20 protein-coding genes, 1 tRNA gene and 1 rRNA gene are annotated in these 24,356 nt (G+C 37.9%); 2 read left to right on the forward strand and 20 right to left on the reverse strand.

All coding sequences use genetic code 11. The annotated features are described in order from the left end of the window. Window positions 1-174 precede the first annotated feature (174 nt). The 19 genes from ppk1 to PK1910_RS04225 form a co-directional block, all read right to left on the reverse strand. Window positions 175-2,292 (reverse strand): polyphosphate kinase 1, encoded by a 2,118-nt coding sequence (gene ppk1, locus PK1910_RS04135; RefSeq protein ID WP_058948406.1) that lies wholly within the window; start codon window positions 2,290-2,292, stop codon window positions 175-177. Next, window positions 2,282-3,847 (reverse strand): Ppx/GppA phosphatase family protein, encoded by a 1,566-nt coding sequence (locus PK1910_RS04140; protein ID WP_004697172.1) that lies wholly within the window; start codon window positions 3,845-3,847, stop codon window positions 2,282-2,284. The genes ppk1 and PK1910_RS04140 overlap by 11 nt, the downstream gene beginning before the upstream one ends. Continuing rightward, window positions 3,847-5,394, reverse strand: a complete 1,548-nt coding sequence (gene ppx / locus PK1910_RS04145) for an exopolyphosphatase (protein ID WP_058948405.1) — start codon at window positions 5,392-5,394, stop codon at window positions 3,847-3,849. The genes PK1910_RS04140 and ppx overlap by 1 nt, the downstream gene beginning before the upstream one ends. A gap of 213 nt (window positions 5,395-5,607) precedes the next feature. Next, complete coding sequence (locus tag PK1910_RS04150) at window positions 5,608-6,378, reverse strand: TatD family hydrolase (protein ID WP_004693274.1); 771 nt, start codon at window positions 6,376-6,378, stop codon at window positions 5,608-5,610. Continuing rightward, window positions 6,378-8,324, reverse strand: coding sequence for a methionine--tRNA ligase (metG, locus tag PK1910_RS04155; protein WP_058948404.1), 1,947 nt, complete (start codon window positions 8,322-8,324; stop codon window positions 6,378-6,380). Before metG ends, PK1910_RS04150 begins: the two co-directional genes overlap by 1 nt. Window positions 8,325-8,358: 34 nt before the next feature. Next, on the reverse strand, window positions 8,359-9,207 hold the full coding sequence (rsmI, locus tag PK1910_RS04160) for a 16S rRNA (cytidine(1402)-2'-O)-methyltransferase (RefSeq protein ID WP_058948403.1): 849 nt from the start codon (window positions 9,205-9,207) through the stop codon (window positions 8,359-8,361). Continuing rightward, on the reverse strand, window positions 9,197-9,922 hold the full coding sequence (locus PK1910_RS04165; protein WP_058948402.1) for a tRNA1(Val) (adenine(37)-N6)-methyltransferase: 726 nt from the start codon (window positions 9,920-9,922) through the stop codon (window positions 9,197-9,199). The genes rsmI and PK1910_RS04165 overlap by 11 nt, the downstream gene beginning before the upstream one ends. Continuing rightward, a complete protein-coding gene (locus tag PK1910_RS04170) occupies window positions 9,915-10,760 on the reverse strand; it encodes a PSP1 domain-containing protein (protein ID WP_008600533.1) in 846 nt (281 codons plus the stop codon). Before PK1910_RS04170 ends, PK1910_RS04165 begins: the two co-directional genes overlap by 8 nt. After that, window positions 10,761-11,801, reverse strand: a complete 1,041-nt coding sequence (locus tag PK1910_RS04175) for a DNA polymerase III subunit delta' (protein ID WP_058948401.1) — start codon at window positions 11,799-11,801, stop codon at window positions 10,761-10,763. A 75-nt stretch (window positions 11,802-11,876) separates the two neighbouring features. Next, window positions 11,877-12,563: a dTMP kinase gene (locus PK1910_RS04180; RefSeq protein WP_058948400.1), complete on the reverse strand. Its 687-nt coding sequence runs from the start codon at window positions 12,561-12,563 to the stop codon at window positions 11,877-11,879. Between the two features lie 2 nt (window positions 12,564-12,565). Next, window positions 12,566-14,047 carry an aminotransferase class I/II-fold pyridoxal phosphate-dependent enzyme gene (locus PK1910_RS04185; protein ID WP_058948399.1) on the reverse strand — a complete coding sequence of 494 codons (1,482 nt, stop codon included), beginning with the start codon at window positions 14,045-14,047 and terminating at the stop codon, window positions 12,566-12,568. Between the two features lie 57 nt (window positions 14,048-14,104). Beyond that, the gene (gene pth / locus PK1910_RS04190) at window positions 14,105-14,683 is read right to left on the reverse strand and encodes an aminoacyl-tRNA hydrolase (RefSeq protein WP_024060200.1); all 579 of its coding nucleotides are present in this window, start codon (window positions 14,681-14,683) and stop codon (window positions 14,105-14,107) included. Between the two features lie 10 nt (window positions 14,684-14,693). Beyond that, complete coding sequence (locus PK1910_RS04195; protein WP_008713587.1) at window positions 14,694-15,647, reverse strand: ribose-phosphate diphosphokinase; 954 nt, start codon at window positions 15,645-15,647, stop codon at window positions 14,694-14,696. 127 nt (window positions 15,648-15,774) lie between these two features. Next, a complete protein-coding gene (gene glmU / locus PK1910_RS04200) occupies window positions 15,775-17,148 on the reverse strand; it encodes a bifunctional UDP-N-acetylglucosamine diphosphorylase/glucosamine-1-phosphate N-acetyltransferase GlmU (protein ID WP_008713585.1) in 1,374 nt (457 codons plus the stop codon). Window positions 17,149-17,279: 131 nt separating this feature from the next. Next, the gene (purR, locus tag PK1910_RS04205; protein WP_008713583.1) at window positions 17,280-18,098 is read right to left on the reverse strand and encodes a pur operon repressor; all 819 of its coding nucleotides are present in this window, start codon (window positions 18,096-18,098) and stop codon (window positions 17,280-17,282) included. 226 nt (window positions 18,099-18,324) lie between these two features. Beyond that, window positions 18,325-18,933 carry a peptidoglycan-binding protein gene (locus PK1910_RS04210; protein WP_004693247.1) on the reverse strand — a complete coding sequence of 203 codons (609 nt, stop codon included), beginning with the start codon at window positions 18,931-18,933 and terminating at the stop codon, window positions 18,325-18,327. A 261-nt stretch (window positions 18,934-19,194) separates the two neighbouring features. Beyond that, window positions 19,195-20,367: a Na+/H+ antiporter NhaA gene (gene nhaA / locus PK1910_RS04215; RefSeq protein WP_024060197.1), complete on the reverse strand. Its 1,173-nt coding sequence runs from the start codon at window positions 20,365-20,367 to the stop codon at window positions 19,195-19,197. Between the two features lie 35 nt (window positions 20,368-20,402). Further along, complete coding sequence (gene nhaA / locus PK1910_RS04220; RefSeq protein ID WP_004693243.1) at window positions 20,403-21,560, reverse strand: Na+/H+ antiporter NhaA; 1,158 nt, start codon at window positions 21,558-21,560, stop codon at window positions 20,403-20,405. A 97-nt stretch (window positions 21,561-21,657) separates the two neighbouring features. Beyond that, the gene (locus PK1910_RS04225) at window positions 21,658-22,989 is read right to left on the reverse strand and encodes a PepSY-associated TM helix domain-containing protein (protein ID WP_008600513.1); all 1,332 of its coding nucleotides are present in this window, start codon (window positions 22,987-22,989) and stop codon (window positions 21,658-21,660) included. A gap of 138 nt (window positions 22,990-23,127) precedes the next feature. Between PK1910_RS04225 and PK1910_RS04230 the strand changes: the two genes are divergently transcribed. Next, a tRNA-Gly gene (locus PK1910_RS04230) sits at window positions 23,128-23,201 on the forward strand. 88 nt (window positions 23,202-23,289) lie between these two features. Then, window positions 23,290-23,499 (forward strand): TOBE domain-containing protein, encoded by a 210-nt coding sequence (locus tag PK1910_RS04235; RefSeq protein ID WP_004693239.1) that lies wholly within the window; start codon window positions 23,290-23,292, stop codon window positions 23,497-23,499. 682 nt (window positions 23,500-24,181) lie between these two features. On the opposite strand, the gene rrf is transcribed toward PK1910_RS04235, so the two are convergent. After that, window positions 24,182-24,298, reverse strand: a 5S ribosomal RNA gene (rrf, locus tag PK1910_RS04240). Between the last annotated feature and the right edge of the window lie 58 nt (window positions 24,299-24,356).

Genomic DNA, 24,356 nt, shown 5'->3' on the forward strand with positions numbered 1-24,356 from the left:
AATTTGTATTTTTATGTGTTTTTCAATTGTTACCAATATTTTCTAGAACACTCAAAACTTCACTTTCTCCTCATTTTTAAATGTATAAGAAAGTAAAAAAGCCCATATAATGGACTTTTTATATGTTATGTAATTGTATTAAAATTCATTACCTAATATATTAAGGTTTTTTCATCATCTATTCATTTTTAACATCGGTTGTAACCGTTCAATGACCGTCATTGACTCTCTGTGTTCATGCTCAATAGCAGTTTTCATTAGCTCCTCTTGAGCAGATATAGGATTCTCTCGATCATTGATTTTATGATACGAACCATCTGCTCTCATAAAATGAGCTTTTAATGTATCATCTAAATATAAATCTAAAATACTTTTTACCCGTTCTTTATGGCGTTTATCTTCAATAGGAATCATAAGCTCTACACGTTCATTCAAATTTCGAGGCATCCAATCTGCACTAGATAGGTACAGACTTTCATTCCCTCCATTACGGAAGTAGAACAAACGATGATGTTCAAGAAAACGCCCCACAATAGAGCGTACTGTTATATTATCACTAACACCGGCAATGCCAGGACGAAGCGTACAAATACCACGCACGATAAAATCGATACGAACTCCAGCAGAAGAAGCTTCATACAACTTAGCAATGACCTTTTTATCGAGCAGAGAATTCATCTTACCAATGATATAGGCTTCTTCCCCATTCTTAGCAAACTCGATTTCACGGTCAATAAGTTCCATAATTTTTTCACGTAAATTTAAAGGCGCTACAATAAACTTATTCCAAATCGGTGGGTCAGAATATCCAGAAATCAAGTTAAAGAAACGTGACGCATCATCACCATACTCATCATTACAAGTAAATATACCACAATCAGTATACATGCGAGCTGTTTTACCATTATAGTTTCCCGTTGCTAGATGGACATACCGCCTAATACCATCCGTTTCCCGGCGTACCACCATAGTAATTTTAGAGTGTGTCTTAAGACCTTTTAAACCATAAATAACATGACATCCCGCTTTTTCGAGTCGACGAGCCATATGAATATTGTTTTCTTCATCAAATCGCGCCTTAACCTCCATAAGGACGGTTACTTGTTTCCCATTATCTGCCGCTTTTATTAAGGACGCAATAATCGGAGAGTCCCCACTAACGCGATATAATGTTTGTTTAATGGCCAATACATCAGGATCTATAGCTGCTTGTGCAATAAATTGCTCAACCACTGCAAAAGATTCAAAGGGATGATGAACAAAAAGATCTTGCTTCCCAATAATAGAAAATAAGCTATCACCTTCATGATCAACTAATTCACTAGGAATCTTAGGATCAAACGGTTCATATCGGAGCTTATCATAACCTGGATAATTACAGAAATCAAAATACATACGGCAATCCAAATGTCCATCAATGTGATATACGTCCTTTTGCTCTAATTCTACACTTGTAAGGACAAAGTCTAATAAGTGATCCTTTATCTCTCCACAAACTTCAAGACGTACCGCATCACCACGACGGCGACGCCGCAAGGATGCCTCTACTTCAGATAGCAAATCTGTTGCTTCTTCCTCGTCTATTTCAAGGTCTGCATCACGAGTAATACGGAAAACCATATAATCTTCAATGCCATAACCTTGGAAAAATTGATTTGCATAGTAAGTAATGACATCTTCTAGATAAACAAATCGATGTTCCTTATTGCCTCGGCTCGGAACTTCAATGATTCGATCTAATACAGATGGTATTGGCAAGATAGCAATCTTGTAATCCTTAGTCCCATCCTCTTGTATTTGAAAGATACGTACAATTGCATTAATGGTATGATTTGTTAAAAATGGAAATGGATGCCCCGAGTCAACAGCCAATGGTGTTACTACGGGGTATATATGTTCCTCAAAATAATGGCGTAGCCAAGCTTTTGTTTTTACATCTAGTGTATCAGGATGGGTAAAGAAAAAGCCATGAGCCTCTAGTTCAGTCAGTACATTATTTAAATACGTGCTTTGCATAGAAACAAGACGCTGTACAGATTCATCAATCGCCTTTAATTGTGCTTTTGCATCCATATGAGCTGCATCATATTTAACAATGCCATTCACAACTTGATGACGTAAGCCAGCCACTCGAATCATAAAAAACTCATCTAAATTAGAACTAGCAATAGCAATAAAACGCAACCGCTCCAACAGCGGAGTATTTGGATCTATGGACTCTAATAGTACACGCTGATTAAATTTTAGCCAAGATAATTCACGATTAAAATAATATTTAGCATTACTGAACATGGCGGTCACCTCCTCTTACAAGCATAAGTTCCATACCAAATACTTCTGTAAAATATTCAGCATCTCGATTAAACGTCCACCATTCTAAAGAAATATCCTCATTAGTGCGACAGAATACATACAATACATTATCGCGCTCTTCCAATATAACATCTGAGATTTTTTGGTTACTCCCTGCATCGAGAGCACAGGCCACACGAATGATAGCTACTAACTTTGTAACTTGAATCTTTTGTAATTCTGTCAAGGAATTAAAATATGTATCATCATCAGATGGAGTTCCCTTATAGTGATAAAATACGACATTTGCAACTACTTGTTTTTCTTCTTCTGAAAGCCCAAAAATATCTGTGCCCATCACAATATGATACGCATGCTCTCCATGGTTTCGTAAATTAACAAACTTGCCTACAGAACACAATATAGCTGCAATGCGGCATAAGTAACCCCACCGCTCCGGTAAACCTTTATGGCGTAATGTTTTACAGAATAAAGAACTGAAACGTTCCACCTCAGCATCATGAATGCTGTCAGTATGATATCTAGCGGCAACAGCACGAGCTAATTGAGCATTTTGCTCACGCAATTGGTACATAAAGGGATTATTTTCCGCCTCAACGCCATAGAACCAACTTATTCCTTGAGAGAAGGAGAAGCTACTAAAAATCAACGATTTAGGCTCTATAGCTGTTATAATTTCATTAAATAAAATCATAGTAGGCATCAAAATATTCGCCTTATATTCAGGTAGTTTATATCGATTGATCAATTTAGTGGCTGTTACACCATCAAAGGATTTGATGAAGCCCTTAAAACGTTCTGGTTCTATCGTAATAATATCGTCCTTATTACTGCCATCTCCCATGAGACGCGCCATATATTGAGCTTCATCGCCTGATAAAATAACACTATTAATATTGAAGGTCTTAAGCTCCTCCCGTAATGGGCCTATCATGCGATGTAAATACTCGGTAATAGCCATTGGAAACGATGTAGAGGAACGTTGGTTGCGATTAAAAGATTCCATAACACGTAATGACCCGCTATGCATATTGCGCTGGAACAATAAGCTTTCACCACGCCAAACGGTTAAACCTACACCACCAGAAGTAATATCAAGAAATAATGTTGCCTTTGTAGGATCCGTCAAGCGGTACTGATTAGTCATCTTGTAGTATAGTAAGGCATATTTGTAATACACCTCTTTAGGCATGTCGATAACCTCAACACGCATACCTGTTTGAATATAAATTTGGTCCAGAATACTACGACGATTAGCGGCTTCACGTATTACAGTAGTACCATATAATCTAGAGCGACTCACACCGTAATCAGCCATTAATTGTTTATATCCCTTTAAGATATGACAAATTTCCTCAATCGTTTCAAAACTTAAACGAGAGGTTTGGAATAATTCTTCCCCAAAGGTTACCTCCCTAGCTGCATAATCTATAACGCGTACATCATCGATACCCTTGTATTCTAAAATAGTAATACTCATGCTACTGGAGCCTACATGTAGCACTGCATATCGTAACGCTTTTGGTAATGCCATTATGCCTCCTTACGAGCTTCCTTCCACTCTACTTCTAATGTTTTCTTGAATTCTTTTTTGAAGGATTTTCCTAATTTCTCTACAGCCGCTTTCGTGACACTTATATCGCAACCGTTCAAATAGGTTACTACTAATTGTACACTAGTATATTTTAGATTCACGGATAAATGGCGAATAAATTGTTCATGACTTTCATCAAGAGCTTCAGCCAAGGCTAGAATAATAGATATTTTTTGGCCCAACAAACGCTGTTCTTGATCTAACAATTTACCGTATAAGAAGTTTTTATACTCTTTTGGCGTCAAACCATGAGAGTTCATAACAAGGAACGCGCTAAAAGCTTGTTCAACATGGGAAAGCCCATATAAATTACTATTGACAAGCATATAGCAGCCATGTCGGGCATGACTATAATAATTAATCCGTTTACCAATATCATGTAATAAGCTAGCCGCAATCAAACAACGTCTTGTATTTTTATTAGCTCTATGAAGTGGTTCTAATTCATCATACAGTTTAATAGCTAAATCTGTAATATATTTAGCATGAACTAACTCATGTTTAGTCATACCTAATAATACATTCTCTGCAGAATGTACTAAAATATCATCAATAATAGAGTTACCACCTAAGTAGTGTGCTCCATAATAGTCGTAAAATAAACCTTCTCGCAAACCACACCCACCAACAACGAGTGTTTTAGTATTTACGTAGTTAAATAATTCTTCTACGATAGTGAGACCTGCAATAATGATATCAGCGCGCTCCGATGATAAACCACTAATCTTTTTGCGTTCCTCTAGAGTTTTGCCTTTTACTTCTTCCAAAATTTCATGGAATCTATGATATGGAATTTCATAATTATGTAGCTTTGTAATGGGATAAGATAACTTGCGTTGATCCATTTTAGCAATATTACGAGCAGTGCCACCGATACCAAGGAGCGGTAATTTCACATTGCGAAGCCATGCATGTTCCTTAATCGTTTTCTTTACAACTTTCGTCAGTTTATCAAGTTCTTTAGGAGTATATTCATCCCCCTTCTGATAGGTGCCTGTTAAGGTAAGGGCCCCTATCGGCAAGCTCACCGATTTTGTAATATGACGATTTCGTACAAGGGTTATCTCGGTACTGGCACCACCTAAATCAAAAATAATAAAATCCTTAAGTCCAATGGTATTGATAACGCCAAGAAACCCCAGGCGAGCCTCTTCTTCACCAGCAATACATTCTAAATCCAAACCCGTTCGTTCTTTTACGGATTTAATAAAAGCATCCCCATTTTTAGCCAAACGTACTGCTGCGGTAGCAACAGCTTTAATCGTATTTGCCTCCATTGCATCAGCCATGTGTACAAAACCTTTTAGAGCACGCAAAGAGCGTTCCATAGCTTCTTTAGTCAATTCGTGAGTTCCCCACATATTCTCACTGAGACGTACACTTTCTTTCTCTTGATATATCAGTCGATAACTACCAGTCTTAGAAATTTCATATATGACAAAACGAACTGAGTTCGAGCCTAAATCTATAAATGCAATACGTTTCATGTTGCTATCCTCATCTTACTTCTGTTCAGTCTGAATATACTTTAGTATACCATAGAAAAACGCGATTCTCATCGATAAGGGAGAACCGCGTTTTATGATTTATAATTCTAATTTAGTTTTATCATGTATTCTAATACTTTATACGCAAAAACTTAGTAATTAAAGTCCAACAGATATTTTATTCGCTAATAATCTTATGAACTAGTTCTACATTTACTCGATACCAAATACTCGTTTACCATTATTAAAAGCAATTTCACAAAACTCATCTACATCAAGCCCTTTAAGGCTTGCAATTTCTTCTGCCACAAACTGAGTTTTACTTGGATCATTACGACGGCCTCTAAATGGTGGTGGTGTCAAATACGGTGAATCGGTTTCAATAAGTATTCGTTCTAATGGCACTTGTCTTGCCACTTCCTTAAGATTTGTAGACTTAGGAAATACTACAGGACCTGCAAAGGAAATATAAAAGCCCATTTTAATGGCTTCTTTTGCCATCTCCCAGCTACCAGAATAGCAATGGAAAATGCCCCAGTTATCCTTCCCTTCATTGCGTAAGATATTCATAATATCACCATGTGCATCGCGGTCATGGATAATAATTGGGAGATCTACTTCACGAGCAAGCTCTAACTGACGAATAAATACTCGTTTTTGTGTTTCACGGTCAGAAAAATCATAGTAATAATCTAGTCCAATTTCACCAATAGCACGTACCTTATCATTGTTAAGAGCTTGTTCCTTATAAAACTCGTAGTCTTCTTCTGTAAAGTCCTTTGATTCATGGGGATGAGTCCCTACAGCAGCATATAATTGATCGTACTGTTTAGCCAAAGCTAAACCAGACTCAACGGTACCTCTGTCAACACCAGGAATCATAATATATTCTACACCTGTATCAAAGCAGGCTTGTAACATCTCATTACGATCATTATCAAAGCGCCCATCATTTACATGAGCATGTGTATCAAAAAGTTTCATTATTTAACCACACTTCCTGCCGGTAATGATTCGATATTTGTTACCTCTAAATGTTCTTCCCAATCAGAGGCGGACAAAATCATACCATAAGACTCAATGCCCATCATCTTTTTAGGAGCCAAGTTAGACAAATAGATTACCTTTTTACCAACCATAGTCTCCGGTTCATAATATTGGGAAATACCACTTAATACGGTACGTTCTTCAATACCGATATCCAATACAAATTTCAACAACTTCTTGGACTTAGGCACCTTTTCACAGCTTATAACTTTAGCTACACGAAGATCGAGTTTCTCAAAGTCATCATAGGTAATATTTTCTTTTAATGGTGGAATATTAGATGTATCTACAGCTTCTTCAACTTCTTCTGTAACAACTACATCTACTATTTCAGGAACTTCAAAACGTGGATAGATAGGCTCACCTTTTACAACTTTAGTACCTGTTGCCAATAATCCCCAAGTTTTAGCATCTTCCAACGTAGCCGCTTCAAAACCTGTAAGCCCTAATTGTTCCCAGATTTTTGGAGCTCCTACAGGAATTACAGGGCTTACTAAGATGGCAATGATACGCAATGCCTCTGCCAAGTGATACATAGCAGATTGCAAGCGCGCTTTATCATGAGCATCTTCAGATTTAGCCAATACCCAAGGCATTGTTTCATCAATGTATTTATTCATGCGACCAATAAAGGACCATACAGTTTTGATAGCTTTATTAAGCTCCATATTTTCCATCGCCGCTTCAAAATCTTTTGCAGTTTGAACGGCTAATGTAGATACATCACGGTCCAAATCATCCATATCATCGCATTTTGTAATCACACCACCATGGTATTTTTCAATCATCGCAATAGTACGGTTTAATAAGTTACCTAAATCATTAGATAAATCTGCATTAATTTTTGTAACGAAGTTAGGTAACGTAAAGTTTCCGTCATTACCTAACGTAATCTCGCTTAATAAGTAATAACGCAAAGAATCTGCACCATATGTATCAATCAATGGGATTGGATCGATTACGTTCCCCAAGGATTTACTCATCTTTGTACCATCTACAATCATCCAACCGTGTCCAAATACCTTTTTTGGTAATGGCAACTCAAGGCTCATGAGCATCATAGGCCAAATAATAGTATGGAAACGTACGATTTCCTTCCCCACTAAATGAAGATCTGCAGGCCAGTATTTTTTATATAGTTCACCATCACCATCAAATGGTGAGAGTGCACTAATATAGTTCACTAATGCATCGAACCAAACATATACTACATGTTTAGGATCAAATGGGACCTTGATTCCCCAATCAAAGGATGTACGAGACACCGCCAAGTCTTCTAGACCTTGCTTTACAAATTGAATCATCTCATTACGACGAGATTCAGGCTGAATAAAGTCAGGATTCTCTTCAATAAACTTAAGCCATTGATCCGTATATTTACCGAGTTTGAAGAAATAACTTTCCTCTTTAACACGCTCTACAGGGCGACCGCAATCCGGACAAGTATGATTAGGTCCTAGCTTCTGCTCTGTCCAAAAAGTTTCGTCCGGTGTACAATACCAGCCTTCATATTCGGCTTTGTAAATATCGCCCTTCTCATAAGCTTTTGTAAATAACGCTTGAACAACCTTTTCATGACGTTCATCGGTAGTCCGAATAAAATCGTCATTGGAAATATGCATTTTTTCCCACAATGCTTTAAAACCATTTACAATATTTGTAGTATATTCAAGAGGAGTAATGCCTTGTGCTTCTGCAGCACGTTGGATTTTTTGGCCATGTTCATCTGAACCAGTCAAAAAACGTACATCATATCCTGCTAATCGTTTAAAGCGTGCAATTGTATCGGCTACAGATGTACAATACGTATGACCAATGTGCAACTTAGCACTTGGATAATAAATAGGTGTCGTAATATAATACGTTTTCTTTGTGTCTCCCATGATGAGCCTCCTTCTAACCTTCGAATGGGAAGGTTTAACGTTCTACAATATTATATACATCCCGGCGGGAAACGTTAAAACGCTTTGCCACCTGACGAATAGCTTCTTTTTTAGGTACCCCAGTATCTACAAGGGCTTGCACAGCATCTTCATAAGATACTGGTTCATCCAACACTTCACAAGTATCGGACTCCACTGTATCAGCACCGCTTACGATGAGGACGAATTCACCTTTATAGGTGAGCTGTTCTAAATCCTTTATAAGGCTTTCTAGATCGGTGCGTACAAAGGTTTCAAACTTCTTCGTCAATTCCCTTGCCACCGTTATAGAGCGATTACCAAAGACTTCATACATATCTTGTAAAACCTCTTGTAATCGATGCGGGGCTTCGTAAAACAGCAAGGTTCCCGTCACTTGTGAAAGTCTTTTTAATTCTTCAATACGATGTTTTCCCCGTTTAGGCAAGAACCCTGCAAAGGTAAAGGATTTAGTATCTAAACCTGATGCAATAAGTGCTGTTAACGCCGCATTGGCTCCTGGTAATGGAACTACAGTTATGCCTTCTTCAATGGCCTTTGTTACAAGGTCTGCCCCTGGATCAGAAATAGCAGGCATACCCGCATCACTAACGCAAGCAATCGACTGACCTTCTAACAAAAGCTCCAAAATATAAGCACCTTTTTCCTCCTTATTATGTTCATGATAAGAAATCAAAGGCTTTTTAATATCAAAATGTTTTAACAATATGCCCGTATGACGCGTATCCTCAGCCGCAATAGCATCTACCTCACCCAAAATACGAACAGATCGATACGTCATATCTTCTAAATTACCAATCGGTGTAGGCACCAAGTATAAGGTGCCCCATTCATTATCGTTCATACCAAGAGGACACCTCCTTCGTGTACACATTCGTTTTTTTGTAAACGATGAGTGGTGGCTCAAGTACAAGACCTGCCTGACCTTGAAAAATAGACTCTATCAAAACTAATTTTGCTGGTTTATCTAGCATACCATGAACAAACCGAATTCGTTTTGCTTGAAAGTTAAACCTTTCTAGTTCATGTAATACATATTGCAAGCGACTAGCACTATAAATCATCCACAAACGACCTTTATATTTAATAAAGGACTGTACCGCTTTCAGAACATCACATAAAGTTGTATGTCCATCATGAAGTGCTAAATTACGCTCTTCAGATGTAGGCTTTGCACCGCTTTCACAATCATAAAAAGGGGGATTAACAATAACACCATCAAAAGGCTTATCTTGTATATCGCGATATGTCATATGTCGATAATCGCCACATAATATATTTACCACATCTTGTTTACGATTATGTTCTACGCTACGCTTAGCCAACTCAACGAGAGTTTCATTAATTTCTATACCTGTAATATGACCTGCCCCTAATGACGTACCTATAAGCGGCATAACCCCTGACCCCGTTCCAAGATCAACATAGGTATGACGACCATTAAAACGACAAAAATGAATGAGTGCTATGGCGTCAAAGGAAAAGCGAAACATATCAGAACGCTGATAAATCTGTAAGCCATCGATAATTAAATCATCAAGTCGTTCTTGATCATTCATCAGGCAATGCCACCTCGGACCATTTCAAATCGATAGTACGGCCCGCTTCGAGCTGTACCTTTACAGTATGCTTATGATGATTTACCTTTAAAACTTTACCAATACCTTCATCGGTAACAACCTCCTTACCAATGCCAGGAGGTGCTATATCTTGAGGAGATTGAGGGCGTTCCTTCTTCACATATAGGTCGCCACCTTTTTTATATAAATCATCTTCGTAGTTAAGGCAACACATCAATCGACCACATACACCAGAAATCTTCGTAGGATTTAAGCTCAAATTTTGATCCTTTGCCATGCGAATCGATACAGGCGTAAAGTCACCTAAGAAATTTGAACAACACAAAGGTCGACCACAAGCACCGATACCATTTAGTACTTTAGCCTCATCACGGACACCTACTTGGCGTAACTCGATGCGCGTTCTAAATATAGTTGCCAAATCTTTAACGAGCTCACGGAAGTCAATACGGCCATCTGCAGTAAAGAAGAATATAATCTTATTCATATCAAATGTGTATTCCACATTGATAAGTTTCATCGGTAACTTGCGTTTTTCAATTTTTTCGAGACAAATTTCAAAGGCTTTTTCTTCGCGCTCTTTATTCTTCTCGATTTGTTTCAAATCCTTAGACGTCGCCTGTCTAATAACAGGCTTCACAGGGGCAACAACAGAATCTTCATAGACCTCTTTAGGTCCAATCACAACTGTGCCGTATTCTACACCACGTGCTGTTTCAACGATAACTCCATCCCCAACGGATAGTTCTAATTGTTCAGGCTGAAAATAATAAATCTTTCCCGCCTTTTTAAAGCGTACGCCAACTATGGTTAGCATTTAATCCTCCTCCCGAGCATCATGAAGGGCGATACTAAGACCGTCCACCACGAGAGCGGTTTTTATATGTAAGCGCAAAGCCCGTTCTGCTTGCAATGTTTCAGTAACAACCTCTGACAATGCTTGCATGGACCAGCGCGGTAATAATCGTAATAATTGAGTTTTGTACATAGGTACTTGTAATTGCGTGTCTTGAGCCCCCATTTTAAGAGCCATCATATCTCTACTTACAAGGCGTAGCCAGCGCATCAATTTTGTTAGGCTTTCACGAGATAAGCTTTCACAAGCTAAGGAAATCATAGTAAACCATCGCGTTTCAAAAGCTAATATATCCATCACCTTAACGGCTAACTCTAGCATTTCAATGCGACCTTGTGTCGTCAGTTTTTCCACCAATTGTGGATTACCATGACCAGCTAATAAAGCCTGTTCTATATCACCGGTAATTCCACGCGCTATAAGAGCGGTGCGAATCGTATCTACATCAACACTGTTAAAACCAACTCCCATACATCTAGAAATGATGGTAGGCAATACGGTGTTAATCTTGTTCGTAATAATGATGAAGTACACCTGTTCAGGTGGCTCCTCAATGGTTTTTAGCATAGCATTTGCCATAACTGCATTGGCTGTGTGAAAGTCCTCCACAATGACAACGCGGTTCCCATTACCCGCCACAGACAGATGATCTTGTAATAATGAATACCACTGCTCTACCTTTAAGGTTGTTTTCATAGGGCGAATCCAAAAGGCATCACCCTTATCCATATAGATAGGTAATCCTTCGGCTTCGATACGTTTTTCCGTATCCCCATTTGCTAAACGGGCTTCCTTAACCTCTGCTAAATAAGATTCCCCCTTAGGTTGAGAGAATACTTGACGCCCTAGTAATAAAGACGCTAAGCCTATGGCCATATCTAGCTTGCCAAGACCAGATTCGCCATAAAACAAGAGACTATGAGGTAATGCATTACGACTTACAAGTTCAGATAGGTGTGCCTTAATCGAATCTTGACCAATTATAGAATCAAAATATGTCATAGTGCCTCCTATCAATACATGCTCAATATTAATATTATATAGGAAAAAGGCGACTTTTAAAAGAGTCGCCTTTTTCTAAGGTAGTAGATTTTCTACTACACTATATACATCATTATGAATTTCTTCAATAGTACGTAATGTATACTGACTAGATTTAGCTTTATCCACACAAGGTATGCGGTGCCATTGATAACGCTTTACTAATTCTTCATACGCATCGTGGACGGCTGCTAAATATGCATGATTCCCTTCGTGAATATCACCAGTATTGCCCCCAGTTTTACCAGTGCGCTCCGCCATAAGGGCTTCGCTCACTTCAAGGGGCATATCCAAAAGGCACACCGCATCAGGTTTAGGCAAGCCAAATTTTTGGAACTCAAAATCTTCAAGCCAATCTAAAAATTCAGTGCGTTCCTTCGGATCATCGTATTTTACCATTTGGTGCACCATGTTAGACGTTGTATAACGATCTGCAATGATGATACCCCCATTTTTATAAAATTGCTCCCAATCAGTTCTAAAGGAAGCAAATCGATCGATGGCATACATAGAGCTTGCCACATAAGGATTTACATCATGTACATCTTTACCAAATTCACCAGCTAAATACATTTTAATAGGCATAGCGGCGCCACTATCATAGTTTGGAAAGCTCACAGACTTAACGGCATGCCCTTCTTTGGTTAAGCGTTCTCCTAAGAGTTTAGTTTGTGTAGCCTTACCGCTGCCATCTCCACCTTCTAATATAATCAAAGTCCCCATAATTACTCCTGTAATACCCAAATCGTTTCCAATGTCATATCATCAGCACCATTCGGTACAAAACCTAAAGCCTTGCGATTCTCTATATATTGTAACACAGAGGCACTAATCTCTTCACCTACTGCTACACAGGGAATACCCGGTGGATAATAAGCAATTGTCTCCCCTGCAATGCGATGAAGTGCTTCTTTTAAAGGTACTTGCTCACGATTTGCATACATAGCATTACGAGGGGTTATGCGCACAATAGGCGCTGGCAGCAGCGCAGAATCTTTACTAATGTCTTGCAATTGCTCTTCCTCTGTTTTATTAAATTCTTTAAATGCACGTAACACCTTTTCACTTACAGCTTGTACAGCCTTAATAAGAGCAGTTACAGACTCTTTTGTATCACCTATGGTAATGAGCACTAGCACATGATGAGCTTGTACTAACTCCACCTCAATATGATGTTCTCGTAACATCCGTTCAAATTCTACACCTGTGAGCCCTAATTCTTTAGCATCAATCAGCACCTTAGTACAATCATAATTTATTACTCGCTCTTGAATATCCGTGTATTCCATAGCAGCAATACCAGAAATTTTATTGAGTTCCTCACGTAAGTACATACTCAACTCTACTGCACGACTTACTAAATCATTACCTGCTGTGGCTAATTGATGGCGCGCCATATCTAAGGAAGCAAGGAAAATATAGTTTGGACTCGTACTTTGTAACATTTGATGCATTTGCGTAATACGCCGCTTATCAATTTTTTTACCTTGCCCTAATAGCCAAGATGTTTGTGTCAAAGAGCCAACAGATTTATGTGTACTTTGAGCCACCAAATCTGCTCCAGCCTCTATAGCCTCTATAGGTAAACTTTCAGAGAACGGCAAATGAGGCCCATGAGCTTCATCAACAAGTACAATAAGTCCCCGCTTATGAGCCTCTTGTATGATATTAACAATATCTATGCCCACGCCATAATAGTTTGGATACACTAAAAGAATCGCCTTTGCCTCTGGATGTGCATCCATTGATTTGATAGCATTTTCTAATGATACACCTAGTGGAATTCCCCAGCGTTCATCAAAATCACAGTCCATATATACTGGTTTGGCCCCTGAGAGAACAAGCCCACTAATAACAGAACGATGTGCTTCTCGAGGAATAATAATGGTTTCATCAGGCCCTACAGTCCCCATAATCATGGCTTCAATCAAAGCTGTAGTACCATTAATAGAAAACCAACAACAATCAACTCCATATAACTCTGCTGTTAAGTCTTGCGCTTCTTTTAATTCCCGTTCAGGTTCATGTAAATCATCTAAAGCATACATAACACCTAAGTCATAGGGTAACGCTGGCCCCATCCAATTCTTTAATAGTTGAGGTGCTTCAACGCCTATCTTATGACCTGGTGTATGAAAGGGCACGAAATGTTGTTCTTTATATGATTCTAAAGCCTCTACAAAAGGCATTTTTTCTTGATTACTCATATGTACCTCGTAAAAAGGGCATGAATCTCAATGAGACTCATGCCCTTATGCATGTATTTATCGCTGTGGACGACGTTTAGGATTGAATTGATTCATGCCTTTATCCATACCTACCTCTAGGGTGCCTAATACGGCTTTTACCGTATCCTTAATACCTTTTTGTACCTTCTCTTGCGACTCTTCACTAAATGGTGCTAAAACGTGATCAATGACAGTCCATTGTGGTAACGGACGTCCAATTCCCACGCGGAATCGAGGAAAATTTTCTGTTCCTATATGGGAAATTAAGGATTTAATCCCATTATGTCCACCCGAACTACCATTTGGTCGAATACGCAACTTACCTATAGGTAAATCCATGTCATCATAGATACAATACACATCAGATGGATCAATTTTGTAGTACCGCATTAACGGTCCTACAGACTCACCACTTAGATTCATAAATGTTTGCGGCTTTACAAGCAATACTTTTTCACCATCTACGGTAATACTGCATACCTCAGCACGTTGCTCCTCTCTCCAAGGCGTGTGAGGGACACTATCGGCAATGGCATCAATAACCATAAATCCAATATTATGTTTTGTCTTTTCGTATTGCTTGCCGGGGTTACCGAGGCCTACTACTAATTTCAAAAATCACCTATTATTTATCAAATAAATTACTTACAGACACTTCATGGAAGATACGCATAATTGCTTCACCCAACAATGGAGCTACGGATAATTGCGTAATATTTGGTAAGTTGCAATTTTCCGGCAATGGAATAGTATTAGTAACGATAAGTTCCTTAATATTGGAATTTGCAATTCGTTCACTTGCCGGATCTGTCAACACTGCATGTGTAACAGCGGCGGTAACGGATTTAGCACCGAATTCTTCCAATGCTTTAGCACCTTCAACCAAGGATCCAGCTGTATCTACGATATCATCGATAATAATACAGTTTTTACCTGCCACATCACCGATGAGATTCATAACTTTAGCCACACCTGGTTCAGGGCGTTTTTTCTCAATGATTGCAATCGGTGCACCAATGCGGTCAGCCAAATCACGAGCTCTTGTAACACCGCCAAGGTCAGGAGATACAACGATAATATCTTCCATATTTTTTTCATTAATATATTTAGCCAAAATAGATGCGCCAAACAAATGATCTACAGGCACATCAAAGAAACCTTGAATTTGTCCTGCATGCAAATCAATTGTTACAAGACGTGTAATACCTGCCGTTTGCATCAAATTAGCTACTAATTTAGCTGTAATCGGCTCACGACCGCGAGTCTTACGGTCTTGGCGAGCATAGCCATAGTAAGGAACTACTGCAGTGATATGACGTGCAGAAGCTCGTTTTAACGCGTCAGCCATAACCATGAGTTCCATTAAATTATCATTTACAGGATAGCTAGTTGGTTGAATGATAAATACATCTTTGCCACGTACGCTTTCATCAATCATTATTTGTACTTCGCCATTGTTAAAACGACCTACAAATGCTTCACCTAAAGGCAACCCTAAATAATCACAAATTTCCTTTGCCAATGCAGGATTTGCATTACCTGTGAAAATCTTGAGTTTTTTGCCGTCTTCAAATGCCATTTTGTTACCCTTTCATTTGCTCCTATACTGGTTACTTATCCATAATCTATACATTACAGATACACACTATTGCCTTTTTATTGTATACTATTTTGACCTAATTGTGTTAAAAAATATGAGATTTTTTTTATTTCTTTTTGAAAGTATCCTCTGTTACCCAATTTTCTTTCACAATTTGCTTGCTACGACCTACCGCCAAGGCCTTATCTGGTACGTTTTTAGTAATAGTTGAGCCCGCACCTACATAGCTATAATTACCTATTGTTACAGGAGCAACTAAGTTACTATTACAACCAACAAATGCACCATCACCAATAGTCGTACGATGCTTAACTTTCCCATCATAATTTACGGTAATAGTGCCACAGCCAATATTAACACCGGCCCCAACATCACTATCGCCGATATAGGAGAGATGTGGAAACTTGGTACCTTCCCCAACAATAGAGTTCTTAACCTCTACAAAGTTACCTACATGAACCTTATTACCTAAAACTGTATTTGGACGCAAATGGGCATATGGACCTACATCTACACCGTCTTTTACTTCACAGTCATGACCATAAGTAAAATGGATAATCGTATCATTACCGACTTTTACATTCGTCAAACGAGTATGTGGTCCAATTTCACAACGCTCACCAATCACGGTATCACCTTCAAGAATTGTACCAGGATGCAAAATTGTATCTGCACCTACTGTTACCTCAGGAGCCACATAGGTATTTTCAGGATCAATAATTGTTACGCCAGCAGTCATTAACTCAACATTTTTACGATGTTTTAATATAGCTTCAGCCTCTGCTAATTGCAAACGTGAGTTTACACCTAAAGATTCTTCAAAATCCTTAGTCATGTATGCACTTACCTTGTCGCCACCATTTACGAGAATACCAACTACATCAGTAATATACAATTCACCTTGGGCATTATCATCAGATAATTGATCTAAGCAAGGCCATAATTTTTTACTATCAAAAGCGTACATACCTGTATTTACTTCTTGAACCGCTAATTCTTCAGGTTTACCATCTTTCTGTTCTACGATACGAACTACAGAACCCGCTTCATTACGAATGATACGTCCATAACCAGTTGGATCCGGCATATGAGCAGTTAAGATTGTAGCTGCTGCACCGGAATTTTTATGTTCTTCTAAAAGTGCTTCTAAACTTTCTTTTGTAACCAGGGGAGTATCACCGCATAACAATAAGATTGTACCATCATAATCACCAAGTACTGGTTGAGCCATCTTAACTGCATGACCTGTACCATTTTGTTCTTCTTGACGAACAAATTCAGCACGCTCTCCCAAGTAATTTTGTACTGCATCGCCACCAAAACCAACGATAACAACATCGCGATTGGTACCAATGGATTGAACCGTTTCAAGAACGCGTTCTACCATCGCCTTACCGCCGACCTTGTGTAACACTTTTGGCAATTTAGACTTCATACGCGTGCCCTTACCAGCAGCTAAAATAAGGCTTGCAATATTCATAGTAATCTCCTATCTGTTATCTCTTATATCTCTATACCATTTTAAATATTCTTTACGTCATTATTTAGCCCATAGGTCAATACTCAATATAAACCATTATATCAGCCTATAATCTTCCTAATATTAATGATTTACTCTTCATCTAACACAGGCTCTATACTAATTTTCTTTGTATTTTCATCGATACCATAAAAAGTAAATAGTGATTCATAATCATCGATCAATTTCGGACTTGGTTCAGCTGTAGCTACAAGAACACCTGTGCCAACAACGACCCCACTCATTTCAAGAACTAATTCTTTAAGCCCCTTAGCAGTACCGCCAGCTTTCATAAAGTCATCGATAATTAACACCTTCGCATTAGGAGGAATTGCCCGTTTAGTTAGTGTCATAGTTTGAATGCGCCCAGAGGAACCTGTTACATAATTAATGCTAATAGCAGAACCTTCTGTTACCTTACTATCACGTCTAGCAATAACAAGTGGTTTATTGAAAGCTCTCGCTACCATTACAGCCAAAGGGATCCCCTTTGTTTCTACAGTCAAAATATAGTCTGGTTCACGGTTCACAAAACGAGTCATAATAATCTCACCCAGACGTGTCATTACGTGCCAATCATATAAGATATCAGACATATAAATAAAACCACCTGGAATGATGCGATCTGGCTCCATTAAACGAGCTTGTACATCGCGTAAAATATCGTTCGCTTGTGTTCCCTTACGATGCGGAATAAATCGTACCCCACCAGCTACACCGGCCACCGTTTCTAAGGTCCCCAGTTGAAAGTGTTCCATAGACTGCCTTACACATGTCAAATCTTCACTAACCGTTGATTTAGCCATGCCAAAAAAGTCGCAAAAGTAATTTAAAGGAATCAATTTTTGCGGTGAATCAACTAACAGTTTTGTCATTGCCACCATTCGTTCTACACGCCGTACTTTATCCATAGGATTATCCTTTACTATTCATCATATAACTATTGAGTATGCTCATTAATTTAACATCATGAGTCATCATCATATATCTATTATTTATTATACCATAATTTCCGAATATTCGAGGTTTTGAATACATTATAATTCGGTAAAAGAAAAACTCTCTAGCATTTTATACAAGAATATGATTGTAGTCTATACATCTATCATATAATCATATAAAACTAGAGAGTTATCATTATAAAATATAAACCTTTACAGATTGACGTCCAAACTGTAATGCTTCTGCACGAGAATCAAAAGCTAAATCAATGCGATGCCCTTTAATAGCACCACCTACATCGTCAGCTACAGCATAGCCATAACCTTCAATATATAATCGCGTTCCCAAAGGAATTAATTTAGGGTCTACAGACACAAGTCCCTTCCGTAGACGACTACCTGTAGCTGTATATTTTCCGTTGCCAGGATCTTGAGATGAATAGCCACTAGCCTCCATCGTTAAAACTTTAGAGTATTTATTAGGCACTCCATTATGATTGCGTTCTGTGCCATGGCCTCCATAACGAGTCTCCATCTTTTCCAAAGCATTCATCGTAGCAGGACCAACACGACCATCTACAGGGAGCCCTTTAGATTTTTGAAATTTTCGAACAGCTTGTTCTGTATTATGACCGTAAATGCCATCTATAGAATCATGTAAAAAACCTTGATGCTTTAACATGGTTTGCACCTTACTAACGTGATGCCCTCGTTGCCCCCGATCAATAGTTTTTGCTAATGATACAGAGGATACCATTACAATCATACAAACAAGCGTACATGTAATAATTATTTTTTTTATCATATACACCTCACCTTACATTAAGTAGTATACTATACAGTTTTAAATAATCTATAAACCATAAAGGTTCTATTAATATCAATAATTCATATATTAAATTATAGTTATAGTAATAATTTTAAAGGTGTATTACATATATATCATAAAATTATAAGATACCAATGAAAATCTCCATTATATCCTGCAAGAATATTCACTTAGATTACTTCTAAAGTCGGAAATTCTCTTCAGTCTACAATGGAGATTTAATAGTTATATTTAATTTTAGCAGTTATGGTATACACCAATATGACATTCTTTTCGGTTTGCACCAACAAGTCTTAAGAAGATGTAGCCGAATAATGCAGAGATTAATGAGCCAAGTATAACGCCACCTTTTGCCATTTCTTGAGCGTGACCGGGTTCAAATGCCAAGATAGATACGAAGATACTCATTGTAAAGCCTATACCACATACAATCGCAGTACCATATACATGCTTCCAATTAGCTTCTGTCGGCATTGGTACAAGGCCACATTTCACCATCGCAAATACTGCACCAAAAATACCTATTTGTTTCCCTATAATAAGGCCTAATGCAACACCAAGCACTACAGGATGCGTTAAGTCATTAACAGATACATTACGTAAATCTACACCAGCATTAAAGAATGCAAATATTGGTACAATTAAAAAACTAACCCAATTGGACAATAAATGTTCCCAATGTTGCATTGGGCGAACATACTTACGGCCTCGTTTGCCTTTTGAAGGAATTGTCATAGCTAAGATTACACCAGCCATAGTTGCATGTAAACCAGATTTTAATACACAATACCAAAGGATAAACCCTAGAATGATATATGGTAAAGGTCGTACATATCCTTGCTTATTACAATAGATTAAAGCAGCTACAACTACGACAGCTGCACCTAAATACATCATGTGAATACTTGACGCATAGAAGATTGCAATTACGATGATAGCAATCAAATCATCTATAACGGCAAGAGCTGTTAGAAATACTTTCATTGAATTCGGTACTCTAGAGCCTAATGCAGATATAATACCGATGGAAAATGCAATATCCGTAGCAGTTGGTATTGCCCAACCATGTATATATTCAGAATGAAAACCTGCAATTAAGTAGTAGATAAAAGCGGGCGTTAGAACACCAAATAATGCGGCAATGCCTGGCATCACACGCTTAGCATTAGTATTAAGCTCACCTGATACTAATTCACGCTTAACTTCGAGACCTACAAAAAGGAAGAAGATTGCCATCAATGCATCATTAACCCATTCTAAAATTGTTAGATTACCTATATGGTGATTAACGATTTGAAAGTATTGTTCAGATGATGGAGAGTTCGCTAAAATTAAAGCGAGTACTGTTGCTCCTAGGAGTACAGATGTAGCTGCACCTGGAGAACGTAAGAAAACAAAAATGCGTTCCATTTGAATCCTTTCTATACTTACAAAAGATTATTTTATTAAATTTTACCACGCATCTTGCGTATTTGATAAGCTAAAATTAGGACAATCGCACCTAGCAAGCCTGCCGTGATTGATCCTATAAAGATACCTACCTTAGCCATTTCTTGTGTTATACCTGGTGGGAAAGCCAGTGTAGCAACAAAAAGGCTCATAGTAAAGCCAATACCACACAAAATAGCTGTCCCATAAATTTCAGGCCACGTCGTTTTTGTAGGCATCTTAATTGCCTTAGATTGAACCAAAATGTAGACGGCAGAGAATATACCTAATTGTTTTCCTAAGATTAAACCGAATGAAACACCTATGATTACAGGATGGAATAAATTATCTATGGAAAAATCAGCAAAGGATACACCAGCATTTAAAAAACTAAATAATGGTATAATTAAGAAGTTTACCCAATTGCGTAAAGCATGGGCCCATTCTTCCATAGGATATACTACCTTATCTATAACTTTACCTTTAAAAGGAATTGTCATAGCCAGTACAACACCAGCAATGGTAGCATGCACACCAGATTTTAAAACTAAATACCAAAGAACTAATCCTAGAACACAATACGGAAGTGGTCTTAAATAGCCTTGCTTATTAGTATAAATCAGTAAACCAGTTACAGCCGCAGCAGCTATTAAATCCATAAAATTAACGCCTGCCCCATAAAAGAGAGCAATAACGACTATGGCAATCAAGTCGTCAATAATAGCTAATGCAGCTAGAAAGGCTTTCATCGCTGTAGATACCTTATTACCAAGCATTGTAATAACGCCTATAGCAAAAGCGATATCTGTAGCGGTAGGAATCCCCCAACCATGTCTATATTCTGGCATATATCCAGCCGCAAAATAATACACAATAGCTGGCGTAATAACACCTGCAAATGCGGCTAATACGGGAAGCACACGTTTCGCCTTCGTATCAAGCTCCCCAGAAATCATTTCCTTCTTGATCTCTATACCAACATAAAGGAAAAAAAGAGCCATTAAGGCATCATTTACCCACTCCAGTATAGTCATTGGACCAAGGTGTATTTGCATGACTGCAAAATACTGTGCTGCAATCGGTGAGTTCGCCACAAGAACGCCTAAAATAGCAGCGGACAGCAAGGATATCCCACCAGCAGACTCTGACTGGAAAAATGCTTTTATAAAATTCATAATAACTACCACTTTCTGAGTCATAAATAATAATACGTATTTTTATGTATATAAAAACAACTATATTTATTATTATATCATTTCAGTTCGAAAATAATCAATATTGTTTACTTTCTTTAAGTAAAGAGATAAAAAATACAATAAGTGATACAGTTAAACAAATAGCAGCAATCGTATTCATAACAGGATTTTGCCAAAGTGGTAGAAGCAATCCTATAAGAACAGATATACTACAAAATAATGGTGTACGCCAAATATGCTTTTCCTCTACCGATACTTTAGATAGAATTACATCTGATTTTTTATACTTTCTAATAATAGTCATCATAAGTCCAGTCACGATACCAATAATGAGAACAATATCCCATATAGCCCACAATATCTTCAGAGCCATCGTATTATGATTATGAATATGTAGGTTAATCATAGTCGTCATACCTGTAAAATACCATGGAACTGCTTTAGTAGAAAATCTATCATTACTAGAATCGACATACAAGTTAGCATATACAGGCTGTCCAAGAAACATAGCTGGATCATCATCATTTTCTGCACCTAAATAAAATGCATAATGGTAATTGTTAAACTTAGATGGATAATCCATAGAAATAACTTGTCGATCTGGATATACTTTCATTATACGAGAAATTGCTTCTGATGGTTGCAATATTTCAGATTGTCCAATCGAAAGTTCCTGTTTAGCATTATGAAGTACATCGGCATTATAGTTATCATTTGCAATAAAAAAGCCCCCAATCCATACACCTGTTATACATAATATAAATCCCCAGACCGTTGCAACTATTGAGAATTCACGATGTAATACACCTATTTTCATTTTCTTAGATAAAACAGAGGCTTTAGAATAACTTTTACGAAATGGACCATATAAAAAAATCCCTGAAATAATAGTGAGACTACATAAAAATGATAAGAATGTTACAATATATATGCCAATTTTACCTAAATCTAATCGTGTATGTAATTGATGAAGAGTATGTAACATACTACGAATCCAAGGATGTACAGGAGGCTCATTATGTGAAGTAATCAGTTCTTTAGATATAGGATTATATAAAACATAATCCCCACCCATTCCCATGCGAGCTGGAGGTGCTACCGTAGCCGTAGATTCAATAATACGATACCGTAAAATATGTGTAGCCCCCATAGCAGGGGATATATTCAAAATATCTTTTGATGGATATTTCTGTTTAACAAGTAGTGCCCCCTGATCAGCATACTTAAATATAGATTCTTCATGTTCATTCATCGACATTATAGCTGATGAATGATGTATTGTTCCACCTTGAGCCCATGCATTTAACTCAGTTCGAAACATGAGTACTAATCCTGTAATACAAAACATTAAGAAGAAAATTAAGGAAATAATAGATAACCATTTATGAACTTTATATACTTTTGACATACGAATTCCTCCTTTTCTATTATTTTATACATCTAGATTGAAAGTAATTCAATACATTTACTACTATAGGTATAATCATAGATATATCTATGATTACTTGAATGTATATGTAAATATATGATACAATATTTACATCGTGCGGGCGTAGTTCATCGGTAGAATGCGAGCTTCCCAAGCTTGAGAGGAGGGTTCGATTCCCTTCGCCCGCTCCATATAATTTGTGATGTAATGTATATCACAAATTATATGCAAAATATTATAATATATATACTTTTTGTATTGTTTTTTAAGGAGATATCCATGAAATTAAGTGCAAGAAATCAATTAAAAGGTACTATCGTTGAGATCCAAGAAGGCGCTGTAAATGCAATCGTAAAAATCAACGTAGGTAATAATAATATTGTTACTGCTGACATTACTATTCAATCCGTTAAAGAATTAGGCTTAGCAGTTGGCAAAGAAGTTGTCGCTGTTATCAAATCCACTAGCGTAATGGTTGGTGTAGAATAATAAAGAATTAGAGCTGCTTAGGCAGCTCTTTTTTTGTATATATATTAAATTCCTAATAAGTTGTTATTAATATATAGGCTCTATGATTTTGTGATCATGGGGCTTGTTATTTACATAAATATGGAGTTGCTCAACTAGTTTACGGTTCGATACCATTGGTGCTGCGCACCGCGGTATCGATTAGATAAAGTTTATTTACATATATTTAAAGTAGCTCAACTGCTTTACGGTTCGGTAACATTGGCACGTTGTGCCTCGTTACCGTATGGATTAGTTAGATACTACCATTAGCCGCGGCTTCCTATCAATCCTCACTGTGGATTTCCCTTCTCTGCTTCGCAGCTCGGTAAATCTTACGTTCGGAAGAACTCATATGGTTCGGCTGCGTCGCTTAGCTCTAAGACCTCTTCGGTTGCCCTACTTGCTTCCTCACTGTGGATTTCCCTTCTCTGCTTCGCAGCTCGGTAAATCTTACGTTCGGAAGAAAGCGATGCAGTGAATCTGTCGTCGTTTCACTCCTCCATCTTCTACTGCCCTGCTTTTCCCAGGGCCGTCTTACACGGACACGTACATAGATACAACCTCTACAACCTTGGCTGGAGGCTGCTCTAGTAGGGTTAGCTAGTCGAAGACTAGCAAAAAGAAAAAGGCCTACCTTTAGGTAGACCTTTTTCTTTTAGTCAATCAGCGGCTTCCTATCCTCCCAGGCCGTCTCCAGCCAAGTACTTTCGGCGTTTATGAGCTTAACTACTGTGTTCGAGATGGGAACAGGTGGATCCTCATAGCCATCGCCACTGAATCTGTCAGAGTTTGTACTCTGAAAACCACATAGAAGTATATATATTTATTGCACATTC

It is taken from the genome of Veillonella parvula, assembly GCF_036456085.1.
Classification (GTDB): Bacteria; Bacillota; Negativicutes; order Veillonellales; family Veillonellaceae; genus Veillonella; species Veillonella parvula_E.

Coding starts and splice junctions, on each gene's coding strand:
- ppk1 (WP_058948406.1), bottom strand. CDS start 2,292: ATGTTCAGTAATGCTAAATATTATTTTAATCGTGAATTATCTTGGCTA.
- PK1910_RS04140 (WP_004697172.1), bottom strand. CDS start 3,847: ATGGCATTACCAAAAGCGTTACGATATGCAGTGCTACATGTAGGCTCC.
- ppx (WP_058948405.1), bottom strand. CDS start 5,394: ATGAAACGTATTGCATTTATAGATTTAGGCTCGAACTCAGTTCGTTTT.
- PK1910_RS04150 (WP_004693274.1), bottom strand. CDS start 6,378: ATGAAACTTTTTGATACACATGCTCATGTAAATGATGGGCGCTTTGAT.
- metG (WP_058948404.1), bottom strand. CDS start 8,324: ATGGGAGACACAAAGAAAACGTATTATATTACGACACCTATTTATTAT.
- rsmI (WP_058948403.1), bottom strand. CDS start 9,207: ATGAACGATAATGAATGGGGCACCTTATACTTGGTGCCTACACCGATT.
- PK1910_RS04165 (WP_058948402.1), bottom strand. CDS start 9,922: ATGAATGATCAAGAACGACTTGATGATTTAATTATCGATGGCTTACAG.
- PK1910_RS04170 (WP_008600533.1), bottom strand. CDS start 10,760: ATGCTAACCATAGTTGGCGTACGCTTTAAAAAGGCGGGAAAGATTTAT.
- PK1910_RS04175 (WP_058948401.1), bottom strand. CDS start 11,801: ATGACATATTTTGATTCTATAATTGGTCAAGATTCGATTAAGGCACAC.
- PK1910_RS04180 (WP_058948400.1), bottom strand. CDS start 12,563: ATGGGGACTTTGATTATATTAGAAGGTGGAGATGGCAGCGGTAAGGCT.
- PK1910_RS04185 (WP_058948399.1), bottom strand. CDS start 14,047: ATGAGTAATCAAGAAAAAATGCCTTTTGTAGAGGCTTTAGAATCATAT.
- PK1910_RS04195 (WP_008713587.1), bottom strand. CDS start 15,647: ATGGCATTTGAAGACGGCAAAAAACTCAAGATTTTCACAGGTAATGCA.
- glmU (WP_008713585.1), bottom strand. CDS start 17,148: ATGAATATTGCAAGCCTTATTTTAGCTGCTGGTAAGGGCACGCGTATG.
- purR (WP_008713583.1), bottom strand. CDS start 18,098: ATGGATAAAGTACGGCGTGTAGAACGAATGGTGGCAATGACAAAACTG.
- PK1910_RS04210 (WP_004693247.1), bottom strand. CDS start 18,933: ATGATAAAAAAAATAATTATTACATGTACGCTTGTTTGTATGATTGTA.
- nhaA (WP_024060197.1), bottom strand. CDS start 20,367: ATGGAACGCATTTTTGTTTTCTTACGTTCTCCAGGTGCAGCTACATCT.
- nhaA (WP_004693243.1), bottom strand. CDS start 21,560: ATGAATTTTATAAAAGCATTTTTCCAGTCAGAGTCTGCTGGTGGGATA.
- PK1910_RS04225 (WP_008600513.1), bottom strand. CDS start 22,989: ATGTCAAAAGTATATAAAGTTCATAAATGGTTATCTATTATTTCCTTA.
- PK1910_RS04235 (WP_004693239.1), top strand. CDS start 23,290: ATGAAATTAAGTGCAAGAAATCAATTAAAAGGTACTATCGTTGAGATC.